Here is a 23,224-nt window from a genome sequence, read left to right as displayed (position 1 = left end):
CTGCAGGTCGAGGATCATCATGGCGTTTCTCCTTCATTTCACTGACGGGTGGATCACCCGGCCGGGCGGCCGGGAGTCTGTGGTGCGCAACTCGGCTGAGCGCGTTGCGACTTGGCGTGACTGGTCAGGCGTGCCCGGCCGCGGCCGGCGCGGGCCGGAGCCGGCCGGTGTCCGCCGCGGCACCGGGCCGTGCGGCTCCGGTGGTGCCGGTCCAGGGGAGGAACGGGGTGCCGGCCAGGGCGGTGCCCAGGGCCAGGAGCACTCCGGCGGAGCCGGTCGCCAGGTCCGCGGACAGCCGCAGCAACTGGTCACCGGGGAAGGCGAGATGGCCCTGGTAGGAGATCTGGTGGAGGGCCAGGAGCCTGCGGTGACGGTCCAGTGCGGTCTGCCGGTGGGCGGCCGCCTCCACGTCCTCCGGAGTCCGGGGGCGCGGGGAGTGCCCGGTACCCGGAGGGCAGGGGCGGGGCCGGGTCAGCGCGAGGTAACCGAGGAGTCCCGCGCGGCCGTTGAACAGACCGGGCTGGATGATGAACTCGGGTTCGGCGGCGCGGCTGATCGGTGCCCGGAAGCGGGCGGTGGGGCTCGCGGGGTGATGGACGAGCAGGGCGTCCAGGGCCAGCCCGATGCCGACGCTGCCGGTCTCGATGTACGGGAGCACCCGGTACTCGTCGAGAACCTGCACGGTGCCGTCCGCCGCGGTCACACACCGCTCGAGGTCCAGTTCGAGGAGCGTCTGGGCCCGTTCGAGGAGTCCGTGGTCGCCGGTCTGCTCGTAGAGCCGGACCAGGGCGATGGCCGCGCCGGAGGCCCCGGCCATCAGGCCCGCCTTGCGGCGCCCGCTCGACGGGCCCTCCTTCTCCAGCTCGTCGGCCGCGGTCCGGGCGTGCGCGAGGGCGGTGTCGAGCAGGTCCCGGTCGTCCATGACGGCGGCGAAGTGGGCCAGGGTGAGCGCGATTCCGGCACGGCCCGAGGAGAGATCCGGGCCCGGCGGACTGTCGGCGTCCTCCGGGGCGAGCCGTTCCAACAGGGCCAGCGCGGCGTCCCGTTCGCCGAGGAGATCGAGGGTGTACGCCACTCCGTGTCCGCCGGTGTAGAGACCGGGCCGGACCGGACGGGTACGGGCCGCGTCGACGAGCCACCGCACATGGTCCGCGTCCGTGCCGGCCCCCGTGACGTGCAGGGCGTAGAGGACCCCGGCCGCTCCATGGGCCAGGCCCAGACTGCCCTGGGTGAACTGGGCGATGTCGCCGGGGAAGAGCCGGTCGTCGCGATCGGGGGTGGCCATGGCCCCGATGCCCGCAGCGAGCGAGTCACGGATCGCCGGCCAGTCGGCGCCCGGCCCGCTGAGCAGCGCCTGTGTCTCGGCCCTGCGCAGGCCCAGTTCGGGCCTCGGGGTGCGGCCGTCGTCGGGGGAGGGGGCCAGCATGCGGCGGATCTCGGCGGTGTATCCGGGCGGCACGGGGAACCGGCTCTCGATGACGTCGGCGAGCTCGATGCCCTTGCCCGCGTCCAGGGTGGGCAGTTGGGCCAGCGGCAGGAACAACCACAGCCGGATCGCGGCGAGTCCGTACAGGTCGATCTCGGGTCCGGTGTATCCCCTGGGCGCGGTGAAGCCCGCGGCCCCGAGGGCCGGCCGGACGAACGCGTCGACGGGGCTGGCGAGTTCGAAGTCGATGAAGCAGATGTCACCGCCCGGCCGGATGATCAGGTTGCGGGGGTGCAGGTCTCCGAAGACGACCCCACGGGCGTGCATCGCTTTCAGGACGTGCTCGATCCGGTCCACGATCGCGATCGCTTCGCGGGTGTACTCGGCGACCGCCCCGTCGTCGGCGTCCGGATGGATGAGCGGGTACTTCGCGGTCAGCCACTCGCTCAGGGACTGTCCCTCGACGAACTCCTGCACCAGGAAGTGGTGTTCCCACACGGTGAGCAGCTCGTGCAGCTCCGGGACCCCGGGGGAGCCGGCCAGCCGGGCCAGCATGTCGTGTTCCTGACGCAGCCGGGTGACGGCGTCGACGCCGCGCTGGTCGAGACCGGCGTGCGGGCGGGCCTCCTTCAGCACCACCTGCGGACTGTCCGCGTCCTTGCGCCCCAGGTAGACGCCGCCCGCGTTGGAGAAGTGCAGGACCCGCTCGACGGTGTACGGCAGCGTGGCCGCCTGAGGGGCGTCGCGTTCGGCGATGGCCGCCCGGACGAACGGAGGGACGGGGGCCCAGTCGGGGACCGAGAAACCGGCCCCGCGGACGTCGGGGACCAGCCGGCCCTCCGGGTCCTCGAGGGCGAGCACCCGCTGACCTGCGTCGTTCTGGCAGTGGCGCTCGGCGAATCCCCCGTAGCGCAGGAACAGTGGACCCTCCCCCCAGCGCAGGTCGCTGAGGATGTACGGGCCGCGCCGGCCGGCGAGCAGGGGGCCGAGCTCCTCCAGACATCGCAGTAACTCGCCGTCGCCCAACGGGTAGAGCGTGCAGAACTTTCCGCTCGAACCGCGCGGGGAGTATTTCGAGTTCTGCATCTGCAGGATGGGCATCCCGCGCAGGAACTTGAACGTGACGCGTTCGCGCAGACAGTAGTCGTAGACCTGTTCCAGCACCGCTTCGGCGTCCTCGGCGCACGAGGACACATGGATCTTCCAGCCCTGCGAGGGCAGTTGGACGTCCGTGGGGCGCACGACCGCCCAGATCTCCAGGTCGCCCCGCTCCCAACCGTCGGGCAGGGGCCGGGTGACGGCCGCGAACTCCTCCTGTGCGCCCCAGCGCCGGGGGGAGTCGTAGAAGATCGGGTCTGCGTAGGCGTAGGCCTCGTACCGGTTGTCCATCGGACTTCTCCTCAGGGCAGGGACGTGTGCAGGCGGCACAGCGAAGGGAGGCGATGATCCGGCCGGCCAGCAGCCGGCGGAGAGTGGGGAGTGGGGAGTGTGGGGGGAGTGGTGGGGTGCGCCGGGCCCGGGAAGCGGGGCGGGCTGCGCACCGTGGGGGTGGTGGCCGGGAGCCGTGGGGAAGTCCCCGGCCACTCGAAGTATTGGGAAAGCGATACTTCGACCACAACGGCGCGAAAGAAGTCTTTTCTGAAGATATTCGCCCCGGCGTGATGACGCGGCCGCGAAGCGTCGACAGCGCCCAGGCGCACACCGGATCACCGGACGGGACGGGGGCGCCGCGCCGTCACGGGCGCGACGACGGCGGGGGCCGCCCACCCGAGCCTCTGACCAGGTCGTTCCATGGGGGTGAGCCGCGTCGGGGACGCTGGTCAATTGGGCCCTGGTGGCGCGATTAAAACGGCATATGCCGGATGCGGGGCGCTCACGGCTTTGACCCGGGCGCGCGGTCCGTACAGGAGCGATGGATTTGTCGTACCGGTAGAGGGCGCGGGAAATGTTCCATCGGACCGCTCGGAATCCTCCGCGAGCTCGGTGACGCGGTCGCCGGACGGCGTCGCTCCGCGCGGTTCCGGTGGCCTCGCGTGCGAGCGGGTCGCCGAATTCCCGGGTACCGCCGGCCGACCGAGGCCGTGGCGGCCGGTTTCCCGCTCAGGTGCGGTTCATCGCCCGTACATCTGTGCGCTACTATTTCCTCAGAGCCGGTCGGAGGAAGTCGCTCCGGTTGGTGATGCGTTGGTGGTCCAAGGAAAGACGCCCCGCTTCCTGCGGGGAAATGCAGGTGCAAGGCCTGCCCGGCGCTCTGACGAAGCCCTGTCCCGCGATGTGCGGGACGGGGTTTCTTGTTGTCTTGGCCAGGCGGGCCGAGCCGAGTTGAGCCGGGCGGGGCCGAGCGGGCCGAGCTGGGCTGGGCCGAGCAGGGCCGATCCAGGCCCGCCGGCCAGAGCCGGCCCGGCCCGGCTGGGCTGGGCTCGGCCGGGCCGGATCAGGCCTGCCGACCAGAGCAGGGCGCCGTCAGACGGCACCGTCCCGCGCCGCGATGGCGAGCAGCGCGGCACGAGCCGCTTCGCACAGCTCGTCGTCCAGCGGGACGGAGCGCCAGCTGCCGTGCTCGACGGGCCGTTCGTCGGCGTCGAGGAACGCCCTCAGTACCGACTCCGCGGGGGCGGCGTCCGCACCGATCTCCGCGAGCAGCTTCACCGTTTCGATGACGGCCCGATGGGCGCCGCCCTGTTCGGCGAACGGGCTGATCGCCCGGACGAGCGCCGGAACGACCTCGTCGGTCCGTCCGGTGATCCGCCACAGGGCCTCGCCGACCCGCAGCGGCAGCCAGCCCTGGGTGCGCCGGGGCAGGAGTTCGCGCAGCCGCCCGGCGTACTGGGCAGCCGTCGGGCCCAGTTCCGCGAGCAGTGCGGCGGCGGCCTCCTGACCGTACGGCTCGTCCAGTTCGGGCAGGACCAGCCGCAGCGCGGGCTCCCGGTCGCCGGTCAGCCGGCCGTGGGCGAGCGCCAGGGCACGGGGCGCGAACCGCTGGCCGGCGGGCGGATCGTCGAGCAGGGCGCGCAGTCGCTCGGCCGGTACGGCCCTCGCCGCGGCCGGCCCGATCGCGGCCAGCGCGTCCAGGGCCCAGACCGCGGCATCCGTGTCGAGGAGGGCGAGGAGATCCGGGATCGCGGGAGCCGCCGCGGGGCCCCACTCCGTCAGCACCTGGCAGAGTCCGCGGCGTTCGTCGAGTCCGGCGGCGGCCGCGAGGCGTGCCCGCAGCGGGGGCAGCAGCACGTCGGCGTGGGCGCCGAGACCCCCGGCGACCTCGACCAGGTCCAGCCGGTACGTCCACCAGCCGTCGGCATGGGTCCCGTGGAACGCGAACCCGGGATCCGCCTCGGCCAGACAGCGGGCCAGCGCCGGCACGCATCGAGCGTCACCGAGACGGGACAGTGCCCACAAGGCGTGGGACCGGGCGGGTGCGTGGGCCTCGCCCGGCTCGCTCACCATGGCGGCCAGCGCGTCCGCCCAGGGCCGGGAGGCGTACCCGCACATGCCGAGGATCCGAGTGGCGAACACCCTGTTCTCCGGTTCGGGATCGGAGAGCGACCGGGCCACGTCCGGCAGCAGATCGGTGACGGCGGAGCGCCGACGGCCCAGTTCCTGGGCGGCCACCTGCAGCGCACCGGCGCGCACCTCGGGATCCCGGTGTCCGAGCAGCCTGCCGATCACGTCGGTCCGGCCGGTCCGGTCGTATCCCAGCAGACCGACCGCCCAGATGACGTTCCCCTTGATCCTGCCGCCCGGCCGCCAGACGTCCGGATCGCTGCCGAACAGGACTTCGGACACGGTCCGGCCGTCCGCAGGGTCGGCAGGGTGGTCAGATGCCGATGCCGATGCCGATGCCGATGCCGAAGTCGATGCCGAAGTCGACTCCGACGAGGTCACGGACGCCGGTGCGGATGAGGCTGCGTGCGCCGGTGCCGACGTGGTCGCCGACGCGGCCGACGACTCCGGCCGCGCCCGGCGCAGTGCCTGCACCGCGGCCAGTCGTACGGACGGCTCGGTGCCGTCCCTGAGTGTCCGCAGCCATCCGAGGGTTGCTTCGCGCTGTTCGCTCGAGCGCGTGACCAGCGAGCCGACCGCGTCGACGAGGCGGAGCCGTATCGCCGGTTCCGGCTCGGCCTCCCAGCGCGCCCGCAGGGCGACGATCACCTCGTCGGCCCGGACATGGGCCTCGGCGAGGCAGTGCGCCACCGCCGTGCGATGCTCCGCCACCGGGTCGTCGAGCAGCGGCAGGAGATCCGGGACCGCCCGTTCCCAGGCCGTCGGCCAGTCGGGGGTGACGAAGCGCGGGAGGGCGGTGTTCCCCGAGTGGGCCAGGGATCTGACGAGGTGGAAGAGGTCGCCCCGGACGTCCGCGGCGACGGCCGGGTCCGCGGCGGCGGCGACCACGTGGGGGAGTACGGCGGGCGCCGACGAGTACACACCGCCTCCCTGATGGTGGACGTGGGTCAGCAGATCGTCGGCCGCGTCGGCGGCTTTCTCGGGGTGGTGGAGGTTCCGCAGCATCTCGGGAACGTCCTCGGCCGTCCCGTAGGCATGGTTGAGGACCGTCCAGTCCACGGCTTCGATGCGCGCGGTCGGGTCGCCCATGCTCAGCACGCCTCGACCCGGTCCGAGACCGCGAACACGTCGCCGCAGTCCGGGCAGGTGGCCCGGCCGAAGAGATACGTGAGGCCGCGGGCGACGTCCTCGTGTCCGGCTCGGGTCGCGGTGCGGTGCAGACGCGCCGGGAGGGGAGCCAGGGCGGCCGGATCGGCGGGAAACAGCGCGGCCTTGGGCGGATCGTCGACCGTCACGGGGTCGCCGGCCGAGGCGAAGGCGCCGTCGTCGCCGAAGACGATGAACAGATCCGACCAGCAGCTCGGGCACTCGATCTCGTACTCCTGCTCGCGCAGGCCCTCCAAGCGCCCCGCGCTCCACACCCGGTCCCCCTCGAAAGCGAGCACGCACTGGAGGTAGTAGAGGAACGTCGAGGCGTCGCCGCCCTCGGTGTCGAGCAGGCGGCGGGCCGTCGGGAGGAGGACCGCGACCTCGTCGGCGTAGCGGGCGGTGCGTTCGTCGTCGGCGGCCGACATGACGAGACCAGCCATCAGGACGGCGTCCGCCGGGGCGCCGGGGGCGCGGCCGTCGGCGATGGCCGCCAGATAGGGGAGGGCGAGGAAGCTGTCGTCGTAGACGGACTCCTGATGGCAGAGGTCGTCCCACAGCGCGCTCCACACCGGTCCGTCGTCCGCGCCGCCCAGACGTGCGAAGGTGCCGGCGAGGTCGTCGGAGGGTTTCGGGGTCATGCGTCCGGATCATGTCAGCAACACGGTCCTGCCGGACGGCTGGGTCCCGGGGCACACTGTCCATCCTTCGGCGGCCCGCCCGCGTGGAATCCCTCGTCGCGCGCCCTGACGTGGCACTGTGCCACCGAGTGATCACATTACGTTGTGAAGGAGGACGTCATGCCAGTCGTTCCGGAAGAGCTCAAATACACGGACGACCACGAGTGGGTGCGCCGCGAGGCGGACGGGACGGTGACAGTCGGCATCACCGACCATGCCCAGAAGCAGCTCGGGGACGTCGTGTTCGTGGATCTGCCCCTGCGGGGCAAGAACGTCGACGCCGGTGACGCCGGGGGCACCATCGAGTCGGTCAAGGCGGCCTCCGAGGTCTTCGTTCCGGTGAGCGGCGAGATGACGGCGGTGAACGAGGACCTCGCCGAGTCGCCCGAGGACGTGAACGACGATCCCTACGGAGCCTGGCTGTTCAAGATCAAGCCGCAGGCCGGCGGATCCACCGTCAAGCTGCTCTCGGCGGCCGAATACAGGAAGCTGATCGAGGGCTGACGCCTCGGCGACGGCGTGTCCGGCGCTGCCCGGCACGGAGCGCCGAGCCGGACGGGCGGCGGGGCCCGGCGGCCCGGACCGCGGCACACGCCCGGGGCCCGGCGGTGCCGGGCCCCACAGGGCGTTTCGTGTCACCGGTCACGCGGAACATGGCTCGATCGCGCGATCCGTCGGACACGGACCAGCAGGTGCGATCCGTCGGTCGTGGACTAGTAATAGTGACGTCGTCCGCCGACCTCGCGGCCGACCGCGCCCAGGATCCACAGCAGGACGCCGATCGCGACCAGGATGATCCCGATGGTCCACAGGATTCCGATGCCCGCGATGAGGCCGATGACAAGAAGGATGACTCCGAGGATGATCATGGCGTCCTCCGGTGGGCGGGACGTCGTCTGCGGGCGTCCCTACCCCTGCCGCGTTTCCTTTGTCGCGCGGGATAAACACGGGTGACGCGCCGTTCGGAGGGCCCCGGCGCGCAGGACGAAGGAGGCGGCATGGCCGACAGCGGTCGCGGATATGTGAGGGACCGGCGGGGATGCCGCCATTGGGGACCCCACGGGGCGGCGGGACTTCTCCTGCGCCGGGAGGGCCGGTTCCTGCTCCAGCGTCGCTCGTGGCGGGTGCACCACGGCCGCACCTGGAGCGTTCCGGGAGGCGCACTGCATGCCGGTGAGAGCCCCTGGGACGGGGCCCGCCGGGAGTTCGCGGAGGAACTGGGCGGCGTTCCGGCCCTGCGCCCCGTCCACACCTTCGTCGACGACCACGGCGGATGGGCCTATCACACCGTCGTCGCGGACCTCGCCGAACCGTTCTCCCCGCGCCGTGGCGACGGCGAGGGGGCCGCCTACCGGTGGTGCGCCCCCGCCGAGTTCGCCTCGCTGCGGCTGCACCCGGGATTCGCCTCCACCTGGCCGCGGTTGCTGGCGGGACTTGACGGACTGTGAGGGCACCCGCCCCACGGCGGGCACAACGGCGGTCGCCGCGAGCGGGAAACCGGACGGGGCCGGGCCGTGTCGGCGGCCCGGCCCCGTCGTGGTGCCCGTACTTCAGGGCTGCTGGACGCCGAACACCTCGGAGAGGATGAGCTTCGTCAACTGGTCGGAGGGCGCGGTGCCGTCGGGCGACTGGTTGAGGTTGACCAGGACGACGACGGTCGCCTTCCGCTTCGGGTCGTAGCCCACGAAGCTGTTGTAGCCGGGGATCTGGCCGTCATGGCCGAGGAAGCCGGAGAAGTTGACGATCCCCAGGCCGTACGTGGGGGTCCCCGGTACGTCGGAGGTCGGGACGAACGTCAGCCGCTGACGCTGGGTCCGCGGGCTGAGGAGCTTCCCGTCGGCGAGCGCCGGACCCCAGCGGAGCAGGTCGTCCAGCGTGGAGATGCCGGCGCCGGCCGCCCACGCCCATGAGGGGTTCACGTCGGTGACGTCCATCGGGTTGCCCGCCGACCAGTCGGCCCAGGCGGCGTCCTTCCCGGTGAGCACCGGCGCGGTGAGGCTGTCCACGTTGCTGATGAACTGGTAGCCGCGCGGATGGGGCCTGGGGAACGCCGTGTCGGTGGCCAGGTTGGTGTGCGACATGCCGACCGGGCGGAAGACGCGGTCGCGCATCAGCGACTGGAGCGGCCGATGGGTGAGCTTCTCGGCGATGAGTCCGAGGAGCACGTAGTTGGTGTTGGAGTAGTGCCAGCCCTGCCCGGGCGGGAAGTACGGCTGGTGCCGGAAGGCGATCGCCAGCAGTTCCTGGGGTGTCCACTGCTTCTCGGGACGGTCGTCGAGGACCTGGTTGAAGTGCAGGTCCTCGCTGTAGTTGTAGAGGCCGCTGGTCATCTGGAGCAGTTGGCGGACGGTGATGTGACGCCCGTTCGGCACACCGCGCAGGTAGCGCGACACCGGAGCGTCCAGCTTGACCCGGCCCTGGTCGACAAGTTCCAGGATCACCGTGGCGGTCCAGGTCTTGGTGATGCTGCCGACCCGGAAGTGCCCGCCGGCCGAGATCGGCTTGCCGGTCTTGAGCGACTCGGTCCCGAGCGCCTTGGTCCAGGTGCCCCACTGCGGGGTGCGGATCGAGACCACAGCGCCGGGGATGCGCAGGCGCTGCATCTCCGCGATCAGATCGGGCGTCAGGGTCTTGGCGAAGGGCGGGGCGCCGTCCTTCGGGCGGTGGACTTCACCCGGGCCGGCGGATGTCGCCAGGGCCGGTGCGACGGGAGTCAGGGCCAGCAGCGTGGCGGAGAGCAGGACGGTGAGCCGGGAACGCCGCCGCAGCGGCGCGGGGGTGCGTCGGTGGCGTACGAGGGAGCGGGGGAGCCGGGTCGGCATGGTGGGTCCGTTTCGTCCAGTGGATCGACGTCCCCAGGGATACCCTCCGGCACCGGCGACGCCGTGCTGTTGCGCCACCGGTGGGCGTTTTCGCCCGGCTGCCCGGCTGCCCGGCTGCCCGGCTGCCCGGCTGCCCGGCTGCCCGGCTGCCCGGCTGCCCGGCTGCCCGGCTGCCCGGCCCAACTCTCGTACGACGGTGAGGAGAGGGGTCCGCGCATCAGAGCCCGGGGCCATCGAAGCCGCCGCCGACTCCCGTGTGGCCGAAACCGATGCCGATCCTGACCCCGACCCCGCTGGAGGCGAGCCGCGTGCGCTCCGAGGTCTAGAAGATACGGGCCCGCAGATACGGCGAGAGGTTCTCGTGGATCGTCCGCAGCCAGGGACTTCGGACCGCCGGCAACCGGGCCAGGGTCTGCCCGAACACTCCCGGGTCCGCGCGGAAGAGGCGGTCCGGCGGCGCCGGTGGCGGGTCGTCACGGAGCACGCCCTCGGGCAGGGCGCCCGACGCGGGCGCGGGCAGGTACCGCTCGGGGGAGACCAGCCACAGCCAAACCCCGAACGGCAGCGGCACGCACGACGCCGAGGCGGCCCCGCCGTCCGGGGTCCACGTCCGGCCCGTCTCCGGATGAGCGGGCACGAGGAGGATGGGGGCGTCACCCTCAAAGGCGGGCAGTCCGGGCCCGGCGAGGACGGCGCGGCGCGGCGGCGGGCCCGTGGGCAGCAGGAGGTCGAGGGAGCGTTGGAAGACGACTTCCGCCAGACCGTGCGGGACGCTCACCGGTCCGCCCTCCGAGGCCGCCAGCAGATGGGCGAGCGCCTGGCCGGCCGCCGCCTCCCACCGCGGGCTCCACGAGGAACCGTCCTGCCGCTCCGGGCTGAACCCCCACCGGCCCCTCGGCTCGAACGGAGGCATGGCCCTTCCCTCGGTCGGCAGCTCCTCCCAGGACAGCGGCGCGGTACGGGTGCCGTCGACGGGGAGACGGTGTACGGCGTCCCGGGCGAGCCACACCGCCTGCCAGAGCGAGCAGTCGTCGACGCGGGTCGCCACCGGCAGACCGCAGCCCTCGCACGCCATGTTGGGGCCGTCGCCCGGGCCGAGACCGCAGCAGTACCCGCCGGCTCGCTCGGGAAGCAGCACCGTGCCGCGCGTGTCGCCCGGTGCCATGACGACGGCTCCCGGCGGGGCGTCGGAGAGATACGGGACCGGCGCGTACACGCCTCGGGCGGCCGCCACCTCCGGACCGACCTCCTCCCATGTGCGCCACGGCGGACCCCAGGGTTCCGGGTCCACGGCGAAGGTGCCCGGTTCCATGAGCACCGGCAACTGGAGGCCGTTCCCGTACTGCTGACGGGCGTGGGCGGGCAGCGTGACCCGGGACAACGGCACGGTCAGCTCGGCACCGCATCCAGCACACACGAAAACGAACAAATGCCCTCCGTCTGATCGACGGCGGCATCATGGCAGGTCACCGACGGCTTGCCCAGCGGTTTTCCGCTCGTCCGGCCGGGCATCGCCCACCACCATTCCGACCCCCGGGGTGGTGGTCCGTCACGGTGGTGGTTTCGTGCGCCGGGTCCGCCCCCGGTGCGGGAGGCAGGACCTCCACGGTGGACCGGAGGCGCGCGCTCCGGGCCCCCTACACTGGTTCGGCGCACGAGTGAGGCCGTGGACGGGCGGGAGAGGGCTGTGACCGGGACGACCGGTGGTTTCGAGGATCCGTCCGCCGAGGTTCTCGCCGAGGCGGCCGCCGCGTTCGGACTCCTCGCCTCCTCGGCCCGGCTGCACCTGATGTGGGCGCTCTCGCAGGGCGAGTGCGACGTCACGCATCTCGCCGACCGCGTCGGCGGCGCCCTGCCGGCGGTCAGCCAGCACCTGGCCAAACTGAAGCTCGCCGGACTCGTGCGCTCCCGCCGCGAGGGCCGACGTCAGGTCTACTACGTCGACGACCCCGACATCGTCACCGTGGTGCGGGTGATGGTCGGGCAGCTCACCGCGCGCTCGCGGCCCGCCCTCGCGCCCGTGCGCGAGGGACACCGGACCGGTGGCTGAGGCCAACGCCGCCTGGAACGAGGGCAGGGGGACACCCACTTCGCCGGGCCGCGCGCCGGCCGCCGACGTCCCGCCCGGGCACACCGCGCCGACGGTCCTCGAGGTCCTGCGCCGGCTCGGCAGCGGCCCGCGCGGCCTGACCGAGACCGAGGCGGAGGAGCGGGCGGCCCGGTCGGGCGAGAACCGCGGTCCCACCCGGCGCGAGAGTTCCTGGACCCGCCTGTTCGTCCGCAGCCTGCGGGACCCGTTCACCGCGGTGCTCGCCTGCCTCGGCCTGGTCTCGGCGGCCGTCACCGCCTGGGGCACCGCCTCGGTGATCCTTCTGCTCGTCCTGGTGAGCTGCGCCCTGCGGGCCTCGGGGGAGCACCGGGCCGACCGGTCCACGGCCGCGTTGCGCGAGCTCGTCGCCGCGACCGCCACCGTCGTCCGCCGGCCCGACGAGCGGGCGGCCCCGGCGGCCCGCGAGATACCCGTGGACGCCCTGGTGCCCGGCGACGTCATCCGGCTCGGCCCCGGCGACTTGGTCCCCGCGGACGTCCGGCTGCTGCGCTCCGTCGGCCTGACCGTGCATCAGGCAGCGCTGACCGGCGAGTCCGCACCCGTCGCCAAGTTCGCCGACGACCTGCCCGAAACCGCCGCCGACCCGACCAGGACCTTTGACGGCTTGCCCGGGACCGCCGCCGACCTGGCCGGAATCGCCGCCGACCTGACCAAGATCTCCGACGGCCTGCCAGGGACCGCCACCAACCTCACCAAGACCGCCGCCCACCTGCCCAAGACCCCCGACGACCTCCCCGGAACCGCCCACGCCCCGGCCGGGGCCGCCGGCGGCGGGGTCTTCGACCCGCCGCACCTGTGCTTCCAGGGCAGCAGCATCGTCTCCGGCAGCGCCACGGCGGTCGTCATCGCGACCGGCGCGCTGACCCGGTTCGCCGAGGCCCACGACCGCACCTCCTCCAGGCCCCGGACGAGTGCCTTCGACCGTTCCGTCCACGGCATCTCCTGGTTCCTGATCCGGTTCATGCTGCTGACCCCGCCGCTGGTGCTGATGGCGAACGCGGCCCTGCGCGGACGCGGGCTGGAGACCCTGCCGTTCGCGGTGGCGGTGGCGGTCGGCCTCACCCCCGAGATGCTGCCGGTCCTCGTCACGCTCTGTCTGGCCCGCGGAGCCGCACCGCTCGCCCGCGCGCACGGCGTCATCGTCAGACGACTGCCCGCCCTGCACGACCTCGGTGCCGTCGACGTCCTGTGCGTCGACAAGACCGGCACCCTCACCCAGGACCGGCCGGTCGTCGACCGTGCCCTCGGCCCGGACGGCCGGGACGACCCCGGGGTCCTGCACTGGGCCGCCGTGAGCGCCTGGTGGACGCTCCAACTCGGCGACCTGCCCCGGCCCGACGCGCTCGACGAGGCGATCCTCGACGCGGCCGACGAGGACGAGCTGACGGCGTACGACGGTGTCGCCGCCGTGCCCTTCGCCCCGGACCGGCGCCACGCCACCGCCGTGGTCCGCACCCCCGGCCGGCTCGGCACCCACACCCTGGCCGTCAAGGGAGACGTCGCCTCGGTCCTCGCACGCTGCGCGCTCGGGGACGACGAGAGGGAACGGCTGCTCGCCCTGGCCGCCCGGCACGCCGGGACCGGGGCGCGTGTCCTGGCGGTCGCCACGGCGCAGCGGGCGGCGCGCGGACGCCCGTACACCCCGGCCGATGTCCGCGGCCTCGCCTTCCTGGGGCTGATCACCCTGCGCGACGTGCTCGCGCCGACCGCCGCCGACGCCCTCAAGGGCCTCACCGACCGGGGCGTCGAGGTCAAGGTCCTCACCGGCGACCACCCGGGGACGGCGGTCCGCGCGTGCCTCGACCTGGGCGTGCCGGTCGCCGAAGGTGCCGTGCTCACCGCCGAGGACGTGGACGCGCTGACCGCCGACGAACTCGTCGGGGCGTCCGCCCGTACGACCGTCTTCGCGCGCTGCACCCCGGACCACAAGGCCCGGATCACCGAGGCCCTGCGAGGTGCCGGGCACACCGTCGGTTTCCTCGGCGACGGCGTCAACGACCTGCCCGCCCTGCGTACCGCCGACGTCGGCATCGCCCCGCGCGGCGCCGCCGACGTCGTCCGGGACGCCGCCGACCTGGTGCTCGCCGAGAAGGACCTCGGCGCCGTGGCCCACGCGGTCGACGCGGGCAGGCGCGCCGGCGACAACATCGCCACCTATCTGCGGGTCACCCTGTCGTCCAACCTCGGCAACGTCCTCGCGATGCTCTGCGCCGGACTTCTGCTGCCCTTCCTGCCGATGCTCCCGGCACAGGTCCTGACGCAGAACCTGTGCTTCGACGCGGCCCAGCTCGCCTTCGCCCGCCACCGTCCCCACCCCCGCGTGCCGGACCGCCCCACGGTCCTGGACCCGCGGAGGCTGCTGCGCTTCATCACCGGCTTCGGGGTCCTCAACGCCGTCGCCGACCTCGCCACCTTCGGCATCCTCGCGCCCGACTCGCACGGACCGGGGAGCGGGAACGGCGAGGCGGTGTTCCACGGAGGCTGGTTCACCGAGAACCTGCTCACCCAGGCCGCGGTGATGGTGGTGCTGAGCGTGGGCCGCCGTCCCGCGCTCTCCCGCCGGCCCGGCCCGGTCGTGTGGGCCGCGACCTCCCTGGCCGCCGTCGGCCTGGCGCTGCCCTTCTCCCCGCTGGGACCGGTGCTCGGGCTCGCCGCACCGCCCGCGGTGTCCTACCCGCTGCTGGGTGCGGTCCTGTCGGCCTACGCCGGAGGTCTCCTGGCGGTCAGGACCCGCCGCGTCCGCCGCCGCGCGGCGGCGGCGGACGGGGCGGACGACGGGTGGGCCCGGGCGACCGGTGAGAGGCGGGACATACGCCCCGAGGTGACCGGTGAGAGGCGTGACAGCCGCCCCGCGGTGACCGGTGAGAGGCGTGACATACGCCCGGGGCAGGGGATCCACGGAACTGAACGGCCCGGTCACTCGTCTCCTCAGGAGACCGATCCACCACGCGCCCCACGGGTTCCATGACATGCCTCACCCGTGAATCGACCGGGCAGCCCTGCTGCTCCGGCCATTGATTTGTTAGATTGCGCAACTGTGCAACTCATGTAGACGCCCGCTTCATCCGCCCGTGCACCGCAGCAGCACCCGCCCGGCCGCCGTACCGACGGACCGGGTCCGACGGGCCCGACAGTTCATTGGGAGTGGGAGATGAGCGACCCCTGGGACGGCTCGGGTGGCCAGACGACCCGCCGCCGGACCTCCCGGGTTCCCGGACAGCGCGCGCCGGAACCGGACGAGATCCCCCTTCCGGGAGGACGGTCCGCGTCCAGAGGGGCCGCCCCCTCGCACGGCGGCAGACGGGGACGGCGGGCGGGGCGCGGCAGGCGGGTCCTGCGGATCGCCGGGATGTGTCTCGCGATCCTGGTGCTCGGCACGGCGGGTGTCGGCTACTGGTTCTACGAGCACCTGAACGGCAACATCGACAGCCTCCCGCTCGACGGCAAGGGCGGCACGGAGAAGGCGGACGCCTTCGGCCGCACCCCGATCGACATCCTGGTCATGGGCTCGGACGGCCGGACGAACAAGGCCGACTGCAAGCTCGGCGGCGGCTGCTCCCACACCGGGGTGCAGACCGGCAGCAACGCCGACGTCGAGATGGTCGTGCACGTCTCCGCCGACCGTTCCAACGCCACCGTGATGAGCATCCCGCGCGACACCATGACCCGTGTCCCGGCCTGCAAGGACAGCGAGTCCGGACAGTCGACGACCGGCTACTACGGCCAGATCAACAGCGCCCTGCAGTACGGCCCGGCCTGCCAGGTGGCGACGGTCCACCAGCTCACCGGCATTCCGATCAGCCACTTCGTCAAGCTCGACTTCTCCGGCGTGGTCAAGATGTCGGACGCCGTCGGTGGCGTCGACGTGTGCGTCGACAACGACGTGTACGACACCTACTCGCACCTGAAGCTGTCCAAGGGCGATCACACCCTCAAGGGCGTCGGCGCCCTGGAGTTCGTCCGGTCCCGGCACGGCTTCGGCGACGGCAGCGACCTGGGCCGCACCGTCTCCCAGCACATCTTCCTCGGCGCGATGATCCGCAAGTTCAAGAGCGCGGGCACGCTCACCGACCCGAGCGCCGTCTACCACCTCGCGGACGCCGCCACCAAGGCGCTGACGGTCGACGAGGGCCTGGGCACCGTCAAGAAGCTGATCGGACTCGCCTCGGACCTGGACAAGGTTCCGTCGAAGCGGATGACCTTCACGACGATGCAGACGGCGCCCGACCCGGCCGACAAGAACCGGGTGGTCGTGGGCGAGGGCGCGAAGAGCCTGTTCGCGACGATAGCCGACGACAAGTCGCTGACCACCGGATCCGGCAAGAAGTCCGCCGCGGCCGACGCGACCAAGAAGCCCAGCGCCTCGGCCGTGCCCGCCTCCGAGGTCGCCGTGACGGTGGAGAACGGTACGGGCATCACCGGCCGCGCCTCCGGGGTCGCCGCCGCGCTCACACAGAAGGGCTTCAGCCCGCGGACGACCACGGCCAACGCCCCGAGTTCGGCCACTACGACGACCCTCACCTACGGGGCCGGCGAGAAGGGCGCGGCCCAGACGGCGGCCAAGGCCCTGGGGCTGCCCGCCTCGCATCTGAAGCAGGGCACCGGCGCGGGCCTGGTGCTGGTGGTCGGCAGCGACTGGCCCAGCGGCAGCACCTACCCCGGTGGTTCGTCGTCCGGCCAGGACGACGGCAAGGCGGCGGTGGCCGACGCCCACGCCTCCACCGCCGAGGCGAAGAAGTGCGCCAACGTCAGCCCGTACAGGACGGTCAGCCTCAACGGCGTCCCGATGACGCCGGCTCAGGCTTACGCGGCGGCGCGCGGGAAGCCCGACTCCGACGAGTGACGCGGCCGGCCGCCGGCCCGGGGGGTGCGTGTCACCCTCGGCACTGGCGGGCCGGCGTGGGGGCCCCTAGGCGAAGGTGATCGACCGGAGTCGGTCCCCCACCCCCGGCCAAGTGCCTCAGGGGCCCGTCGGTTTCCCGTCGCCGAGGGGCCACGCCTCGATGTCGCGGTAGTGGATGGGACCGCTGCTGCGCCCGGCGTTGCTGCCGACCAGATGCAGCTTCTCGGCGGGCCAGGGCAGCCCGGAGAACCCGGCGAGCCCCTCGGCGATCTCGTGCGCCGAGGACCGGTCTCCCCGACGGGCGCGGGCCAGCGTCAGATGGGGCCGGAACGGCCGCTCCTCCAGGACGACCCCGCAGTCCTTGACGGTGGTACGGACATCCGCGGCCAGCGTGTGCAGGGCGTCGAGATCCCCGTCGATCCCGCTCCACAGCACCCGGTCGTCGAACTCCCCGCTGCCGCGCAGCGCCAGCGACGGGGGCCGGCTCCCCGCCGCGAGGGCGGCGAGCGGCGGACGCAGCAGCGGAACCGTCGCGACCGGCAGTTCCCCGAGGAACGCCAGGGTGATGTGCCAGTCCTCGATGCGGTTCCAGCGCAGGTGCGGGTGGGTGCCGTAGGCGGGGCGCAGCTCCCGGGCCAGCTCCTCCTTCGCGTGGTCGGGCGGGGCGAGGGCGATGAACACGCGGACGGTCTCGGGGCGGGTCTGATCATGCACAGCACACTTCATACCGCACCTTCCGCCGGTGCCGACGCCCTCGCCGTGTGCCGTGGGCCACGCCCGGGCGTCAGCCCTCCTCGCGCATCCCCCACGGCGACCCGTACTCGCCGAGCAGGTCGAGGAAGGGGCGGGGCGGCAGGGCCTCCGGGCCGAGGACGCCGCTCGCCGACCAGGCTCCGCTCGCGATGAGTTCGAGGGCGACGACGGGGTTCAGCGCCGTCTGCCACACCACGGCCTGGGATCCGTACTCGCGCATCGACCACTGGTTGTCGACCACGTGGTACAGGTACACCTCGCGGGGCGCGCCGTCCTTGGTGCCCTTGACCCAGGTGCCCGCGCAGGTCTTGCCGGTCATGCGGTCGCCCAGGGTGGCCGGGTCGGGCAGACAGGCGGCGACCACGTCGCGCGGGGACACCTCGACGGGTCCGTCCGCCGAGGGGACGGTGACCTTCCGTGTGGAGTCCAGGCCCAGCTCGTGGAGGGTCTTGAGCTTGGCGATGAAGTCGTCGCCGAGGCCGTACTTGAACGTCACGCGGCGGGCCTCCACCCAGCGGGGGATGAGCAGCACCTCCTCGTGCTCCACGTTGACGCACTCCACCGGGCCGATGCCCTCGGGGAAGTCGAAGACCTCGGGTTCGCTGAAGGGTGCGGTGGTGAACCAGCCGCGGTCCTTCTCGTAGACCACCGGGGGATTGAGGCACTCCTCGATGGTCGTCCAGATGCTGAAGGAGGGGGCGAAGTCGTAGCCCTCGACCATCAGATTCGCGCCGTCGCGGACACCGATCTCCTCGATCTCGTCGAAGAGTTCGTCCGCCGCGTACCGGGCGAAGACGTCCGAGAGGCCCGGCTCCACCCCCATGCCGACCAGGGCCAGCCGCCCCGACTCCTCCCAGGCCCCGGCCTGCTCGAACTGGGCGTCGCCCAGCTTGACCCCGCACTCCTCGTGGGGGCGGGTGGCGTGCGGGGCGGACAGGGACATCGCCATGTCGAGATAGTGGGTGCCCGCGGCGCGGGCCGCGTCGAACAGCGGCATCACGAACCGCGGGTCGGTCGCGTTGAGCAGCACGTCGCACTCGTACTCGGTGAGTGCCCGGCGCACCGCGGCCTCGTCGGTGGCGTCCAGGCGGATCGCGGTGAACCGTTCCCCGTGGTCCTTCAGCGCCGCGACGGCCGCCTCGGCGCGGGCGAGGTCGTAGTCCGCGACGACCATGTGGGTCAGGAATCCGCGCCGGGCCGCGATCCGGGTGACGGCGGTCCCCACGCCGCCCGCGCCCACGAGAAGTACTCGCATGTCACACACCTTTCGTCGCCGGAGACGCGTGCCTCCTGGCCGGATCGATGCAACGGGATGTCCCGGGTTAAGGTCAATCATGTTGGCATAAGGGCGCTCGGCGCGTCGGGAGCAGGGAGGGCTCGGCATGGCGAAGCAGGTGGTGGCGGAGACGGAACGGCGCAGACGCCGGCCGACCCGGCAGGGCACGGTGCTGTCCGAGAAGCTGATCGTGCGGACGGCGCTGCGGATGCTCCGGGAGCACGGCGGCACCGGGCTGACGGCCCGCAGGCTGGGCACCGCCCTGGGTGCCGATCCCAGCACCCTCTACCGGTACTTCGCCGGACTGGACGACCTGACCAGGGCGATCGGCGAGGAGCTGATGGGCCGGGCGCTGGACACCTGGACGGCCACGGGGGAGTGGCGCTCCGATCTGCGCGCGCTGGGCCGGGCCATCCACGCCTCCTACCTCGCCGACCCCCAGGCGGCCGTCCTGACCGCCAGCCGGGTCACCGGCCGGCCGCGGGAGATCGCCGTGGACGAGACGATCCTCGGCATCCTGCGCGGCGCGGGCTTCCCGGACGTGGACGCGGTCGTCGTCTATCACGCGTTCATCGACCTCACCCTGGCCTTCGCGGCCCTGGACGCCGGGTCGCTGGCGCTGACGGAGCAGGCCCGGGTGGCGGACGAGGAGATGTGGCGGTCCACGTACGCCGAACTGCCCGCCGACACCCACCCGCACATCGCGGCCACCGCCCGGCTCCTGGCCGGGCGGATGAACCACAGCGCCTACCCCGTCGTCCTCGACACCCTGCTGAACAGCGCGGCGGAGCAACTGGCGTGGGCCCGCGCGCGTCGCACCCCCGGCACGGGGAGCGCGCCGAACCCCTGATGCGCGGGCTCCGCGCACCCCCGCCAGAGGGCTTATGCCAACGCCCTGGCCGCAAGAACACCGAGGTCGGGCATATGGACACCGCGCGAGCCGACGTGCTCTGATTCCCAGGGTTGATCTCCTGCGACACGGGCCGCGGACCGTTCGACCCTGCACCGCCGCACCGCCGCACCGCCGCACCGCCGCACCGCCGCACCGCCGCACCGCCGCACCGCCGCACCGCCGCACCGCCGCACCGCCGGAGGATGCCGCAGCCCGACCACTGCCCGCGCGCGGCAAGGCAACTCCGGATCTCGTCCGGCGCAGGGGCGCGTCCCCTGCTGAGAGCAGAACGGATGTTGCGTATGACGACCGCGCCAGAGGCGTCCGGGGCGACCAGGGCGTCCATGGGTTCGAAGAAGCGACGGCAGACGTCCTTACGGCGGCGGGCGAGTGTCGCCGCCGTCCTCGCCGTGACCGCCACCACGACACTGACAGCCGCCGGCCGGCCGTCGCACGATGCCGCGCGTGACGCACGCGTTCCCACCGTCACGTCGGGCGGCGCCCGCTTCGAGATCCTCTCGCCCACAGTGATCCGCACCGAGTACGCGGGCGACGGACGGTTCACCGACGAGCCGACCTTCAACGCCATCGGTCGCGACGCGTTCGCGCCGGCCCCCTACAGCACCTCGACGGCCGACGGCTGGCTCACGATAAGGACCAGCGCGATGAGCCTGCGCTACAAGGTCGACTCGGGTCCCTTCACCGCCCAGAACTTCTCCCTGCGGTCGACGGCGGGCACCACCCCGGTGACGTCGGCACCCTGGCAGCGTCCGACCTGCACGCTCGGCGCGCTGTGCGAGGCGGAGAGCCTGCGTCTCGACGGGGCCTCCGTGGCCTCCGACCACGCGGGGCACACCGGGAGCGGATTCGCCGCGGGCTTCGAGGGCACCGGCAGTTCGGCGACCGCTGACATCGATGTCAAGGACGGCGGGACCTACCGGTTCGCCCTGCGCTACGCCAACTCCCGCGGCGGCGACGGCCAGACCCGCACCCGCACCCTCACACTCACCGTGGACGGCGGAGCACCGCAGACGGTGTCGATGCCGGTCACGGCGAACTGGGACACCTGGAACGTCACCTCGGCGGACGTCGCCCTCGGCGCGGGCCACCACACCGTCGCCCTCACCCGGACGGCCTCGGACTCCGGTGACGTCAACGTCGACAGCGTCGCCCTCGTCCGGCCCGGCGACCCGTACCCGCCCGTCTCCAGCACCGCGATCCCGGACTGCGCGTACGCCACGAGCTGCGAGGCGGAAGCCGGACGCATCGGAGGAACGGCGGTCGCCGCCACCGACCACAAGGGATACGCGGGCAGCGGTTTCGTCGGCGACCTGCACCAGGGATCGAGCCTGACGACCCATGTGGTCGGCGTTCCCGCCGACGGCGTCTACACCCTGCGGGTGCGGTACGCCAACGGCGTCGGCGGCGACGGACTGCACCAGCAGCGCACCGCCACCGTCACCGCCGGCGGCACCGACAGCACCCTGTCCTTCCCCGCGACGAGCGACTGGGACGACTGGCAGACCGCCTCGCTGCCCGTCACCCTGACCGCGGGCGCGAACGACATCACCCTCGGCTGCCCCGGCACGGCGAGCTGCCACGTCAACGCGGACACCGTGTCCCTCGCCGCCCCCGACGCGGCCGCGCCCCCGCCCCACCTCGCGCTCGGCGGCTACCGCCGCGGCCTCGACGGCGTGACCGGCAACGAGAGTTCCGTCCCCACCACGCCAGGCCTGCTCAACCGGGACGGCTGGTACCTCCTCGACGACACCACGTCCGCGGTCTACGACGCCACCGCGCACACGGCGACACCCCGCCCCGACCACGGCGGCACGCCCTACCAGGACGGCTACGTCTTCGGCTACGGGCACGACTACAAACGGGGGCTGACCGATCTCGCCACCCTGACCGGCCCGCCCGCACTGCTGCCGCAATGGGCCTACGGCGTCTGGTACTCGGAGTACATCGACCGCACCGCCGCGGACTACCGGAACACGATCCTCCCGGCGTTCCGCTCCGAAGGCGTCCCGCTGGACGTCCTGGTGACCGACACGGACTTCAAGGCCGTGAACACCTGGAGCGGCTGGGAGATGGACCCGGCGAAATTTCCCGACCCCCAGGGCTTCTTCGACTGGTCCGCCGCGCAGGGACTGCACAACACGCTCAACGTGCACCCGAGCATCCTCGCGTCCGACCCCCAGTTCGCCCAGGCGCAGGCCACGGCCAAGGGCAAGCTGACCAAGGGCGGCTGCGCGTCCGGGGCCTCCGTCGAGAACAACTGCTACACCTTCGACTTCGGGGACCCCGACCAGCTCAAGGCGTACCTGGACCTGCACCGGACCATGGACCGGCAGGGCAACGACTTCTGGTGGCTCGACTGGTGCTGCGACGCGTCGCAGTCCTCGCTGCGGGGCGTCACTCCCGACGCCTGGATCAACCAGCAGTACGCAACGCTCAGTTCGGCGAACCTCGGCGCCCGCGGCTTCGTCCTCTCCCGCGCCTACGGCTCGTTGCAGGCGGCCGGGTACAGCGGCCAGCAGGGGCTGCCGACCGGACCGTGGGCCGACAAGCGCAGCACCGTCCACTTCACCGGCGACACCTCCTCGACCTGGGGCGCGCTGAAGTTCGAGGTCGGCTACACCCCCGGCGAGTCCGCCGCGACCGGCATGGCCGCCATCACCCATGACATCGGCGGCCACAACGACACGACGGGGCTGACCGGTTCGGAGAAGTACACCGAGGGCGGGCAGAGCCGCACCACGCGCAAACTCCCCGACGACCTGTACGCCCGCTGGGTGCAGTTCGGCACGTTCCAGCCCGTGGACCGGCTGCACAGCAACCACAGCGACCGGCTGCCCTGGCAGTACGGCACCGCGGCACGGCAGTCGGCCGCCACGTTCCTCAACCTCCGCGAGAACCTGGTGCCTTACACCTACACCCTCGCCGAGGAGGCGAACCGCACCGGCGTGCCCATCGTCCGGCCCACCTACCTGGAGTACCCCGACGAGCCGCAGGCCTACGCCACCGCCGGAAGCGAGTACTTCTACGGCTCAGACGTCCTGGTCGCCCCCGTGACCACGCCGGGCACCTCCGCCACCACCTCGGTCTGGCTCCCGCCCGGCCAGTGGACGAACTACTTCACCGGCGAGACCTACACCGGCGGCGGCACTCGGGACGTCACCACCGGTCTGGACACGATGCCGGTGTTCGTCAGGGCGGGCGGCATCCTGCCCACCCGTACCCACGACGTGACCGGCAACGACCGCAACCCGCTGACCGACGTCACGCTCACCGTCGCCGGGGGCCGGCCGGGGACGTTCCGTCTCTACGAGGACGACGGCGCCACCGCCCGGCACAAGGGCCGCAGCGCCACGACGACCATCCGCTACCGGAACAAGGGGCGGCTGCACACGGTGTCGATCGGGGCGGCGCGGGGTTCCTTCACCGGCCAGGTGCGAAGCCGCCGGTGGACGATCGCGCTCCTGGGCGCGCAGGCGCCCGCCGAGGTCTCGGCGACCGGGCAGCGGCTGTCCCCGCGGGCGTACCACTGGGACGCGGCCTCCAAGGTGCTGACCATCACGCTCCCGCCGCACAGCGTGCGGACGCCGATCACCGTCACCTACCGGGAGAAGGGGGCGAGTTAGTCTCCTGGGACGACCCGGGCCCGGTCGCGGAGCGCTTCACACCGTTTCGCGACCGGGCGCCTTCGACGGCCGTCGGGATCCCCGCTCCTGCCGTCGAGGGCGGCCGGCCCGGGGACCACGACCGCCCGCAC

14 protein-coding genes and 1 pseudogene are annotated in these 23,224 nt (G+C 72.7%); 7 read left to right on the top strand and 8 right to left on the bottom strand.

Translation table 11 applies throughout. The features are described 5' to 3' along the window. Positions 1-124: 124 nt before the first annotated feature. From lanKC to IO36_RS27620, 3 genes are all read right to left on the bottom strand, one after another. Positions 125-2,815, bottom strand: coding sequence for a class III lanthionine synthetase LanKC (lanKC, locus tag IO36_RS27630; RefSeq protein ID WP_037623683.1), 2,691 nt, complete (start codon positions 2,813-2,815; stop codon positions 125-127). A gap of 1,074 nt (positions 2,816-3,889) precedes the next feature. After that, on the bottom strand, positions 3,890-6,016 hold the full coding sequence (locus IO36_RS27625) for a HEAT repeat domain-containing protein (protein ID WP_037623682.1): 2,127 nt from the start codon (positions 6,014-6,016) through the stop codon (positions 3,890-3,892). 2 nt (positions 6,017-6,018) lie between these two features. Continuing rightward, positions 6,019-6,714: a hypothetical protein gene (locus IO36_RS27620; protein ID WP_037623681.1), complete on the bottom strand. Its 696-nt coding sequence runs from the start codon at positions 6,712-6,714 to the stop codon at positions 6,019-6,021. A 159-nt stretch (positions 6,715-6,873) separates the two neighbouring features. On the opposite strand from IO36_RS27620, the gene gcvH reads away from it, so the two are divergent. After that, positions 6,874-7,257 carry a glycine cleavage system protein GcvH gene (gene gcvH, locus IO36_RS27615; protein WP_037623680.1) on the top strand — a complete coding sequence of 128 codons (384 nt, stop codon included), beginning with the start codon at positions 6,874-6,876 and terminating at the stop codon, positions 7,255-7,257. Positions 7,258-7,466: 209 nt separating this feature from the next. On the opposite strand, the gene IO36_RS47475 is transcribed toward gcvH, so the two are convergent. Next, positions 7,467-7,622: a DUF6131 family protein gene (locus IO36_RS47475; RefSeq protein WP_167347422.1), complete on the bottom strand. Its 156-nt coding sequence runs from the start codon at positions 7,620-7,622 to the stop codon at positions 7,467-7,469. 129 nt (positions 7,623-7,751) lie between these two features. Between IO36_RS47475 and IO36_RS27610 the strand changes: the two genes are divergently transcribed. Continuing rightward, positions 7,752-8,201: an NUDIX domain-containing protein gene (locus IO36_RS27610; RefSeq protein WP_037623679.1), complete on the top strand. Its 450-nt coding sequence runs from the start codon at positions 7,752-7,754 to the stop codon at positions 8,199-8,201. Positions 8,202-8,303: 102 nt separating this feature from the next. On the opposite strand, the gene IO36_RS27605 is transcribed toward IO36_RS27610, so the two are convergent. Both IO36_RS27605 and IO36_RS27600 read right to left on the bottom strand, forming a co-directional pair. Beyond that, positions 8,304-9,575, bottom strand: coding sequence for a serine hydrolase domain-containing protein (locus IO36_RS27605; protein WP_245173515.1), 1,272 nt, complete (start codon positions 9,573-9,575; stop codon positions 8,304-8,306). 322 nt (positions 9,576-9,897) lie between these two features. Next, positions 9,898-11,004: a hypothetical protein gene (locus tag IO36_RS27600; RefSeq protein ID WP_037623678.1), complete on the bottom strand. Its 1,107-nt coding sequence runs from the start codon at positions 11,002-11,004 to the stop codon at positions 9,898-9,900. Positions 11,005-11,262: 258 nt separating this feature from the next. Between IO36_RS27600 and IO36_RS27595 the strand changes: the two genes are divergently transcribed. The 3 genes and pseudogenes from IO36_RS27595 to IO36_RS27585 all read left to right on the top strand — a co-directional run bounded on the left by IO36_RS27595 (position 11,263) and on the right by IO36_RS27585 (position 16,528). Beyond that, positions 11,263-11,625 carry an ArsR/SmtB family transcription factor gene (locus IO36_RS27595; RefSeq protein ID WP_037623677.1) on the top strand — a complete coding sequence of 121 codons (363 nt, stop codon included), beginning with the start codon at positions 11,263-11,265 and terminating at the stop codon, positions 11,623-11,625. Further along, positions 11,618-14,419 (top strand): annotated as a pseudogene (mgtA, locus tag IO36_RS27590) (magnesium-translocating P-type ATPase); the annotation flags it as partial. The gene IO36_RS27595 and the pseudogene mgtA, both read left to right, overlap by 8 nt. Positions 14,420-14,836: 417 nt before the next feature. After that, a complete protein-coding gene (locus tag IO36_RS27585) occupies positions 14,837-16,528 on the top strand; it encodes an LCP family protein (protein WP_078943468.1) in 1,692 nt (563 codons plus the stop codon). Between the two features lie 117 nt (positions 16,529-16,645). On the opposite strand, the gene thpR is transcribed toward IO36_RS27585, so the two are convergent. Together thpR and IO36_RS27575 are read right to left on the bottom strand one after the other, a co-directional pair. Beyond that, a complete protein-coding gene (gene thpR, locus IO36_RS27580) occupies positions 16,646-17,254 on the bottom strand; it encodes an RNA 2',3'-cyclic phosphodiesterase (RefSeq protein WP_078943467.1) in 609 nt (202 codons plus the stop codon). Between the two features lie 58 nt (positions 17,255-17,312). Further along, positions 17,313-18,536 (bottom strand): saccharopine dehydrogenase family protein, encoded by a 1,224-nt coding sequence (locus tag IO36_RS27575; RefSeq protein WP_037623672.1) that lies wholly within the window; start codon positions 18,534-18,536, stop codon positions 17,313-17,315. Positions 18,537-18,663: 127 nt separating this feature from the next. Here IO36_RS27575 and IO36_RS27570 point away from each other — a divergent pair, with 127 nt between their 5' ends. Both IO36_RS27570 and IO36_RS27565 read left to right on the top strand, forming a co-directional pair. After that, the gene (locus tag IO36_RS27570; RefSeq protein ID WP_051900997.1) at positions 18,664-19,407 is read left to right on the top strand and encodes a TetR/AcrR family transcriptional regulator; all 744 of its coding nucleotides are present in this window, start codon (positions 18,664-18,666) and stop codon (positions 19,405-19,407) included. Positions 19,408-19,751: 344 nt separating this feature from the next. Then, positions 19,752-23,093 carry a TIM-barrel domain-containing protein gene (locus IO36_RS27565; RefSeq protein ID WP_245173513.1) on the top strand — a complete coding sequence of 1,114 codons (3,342 nt, stop codon included), beginning with the start codon at positions 19,752-19,754 and terminating at the stop codon, positions 23,091-23,093. Positions 23,094-23,224: the final 131 nt, after the last annotated feature.

Origin of the sequence: Streptomyces aureus (genome assembly GCF_000725495.1) — a bacterium.
GTDB lineage: Bacteria > Actinomycetota > Actinomycetes > Streptomycetales > Streptomycetaceae > Streptomyces > Streptomyces aureus_B.
This window is presented reverse-complemented; position numbering and strand designations above follow the sequence as displayed.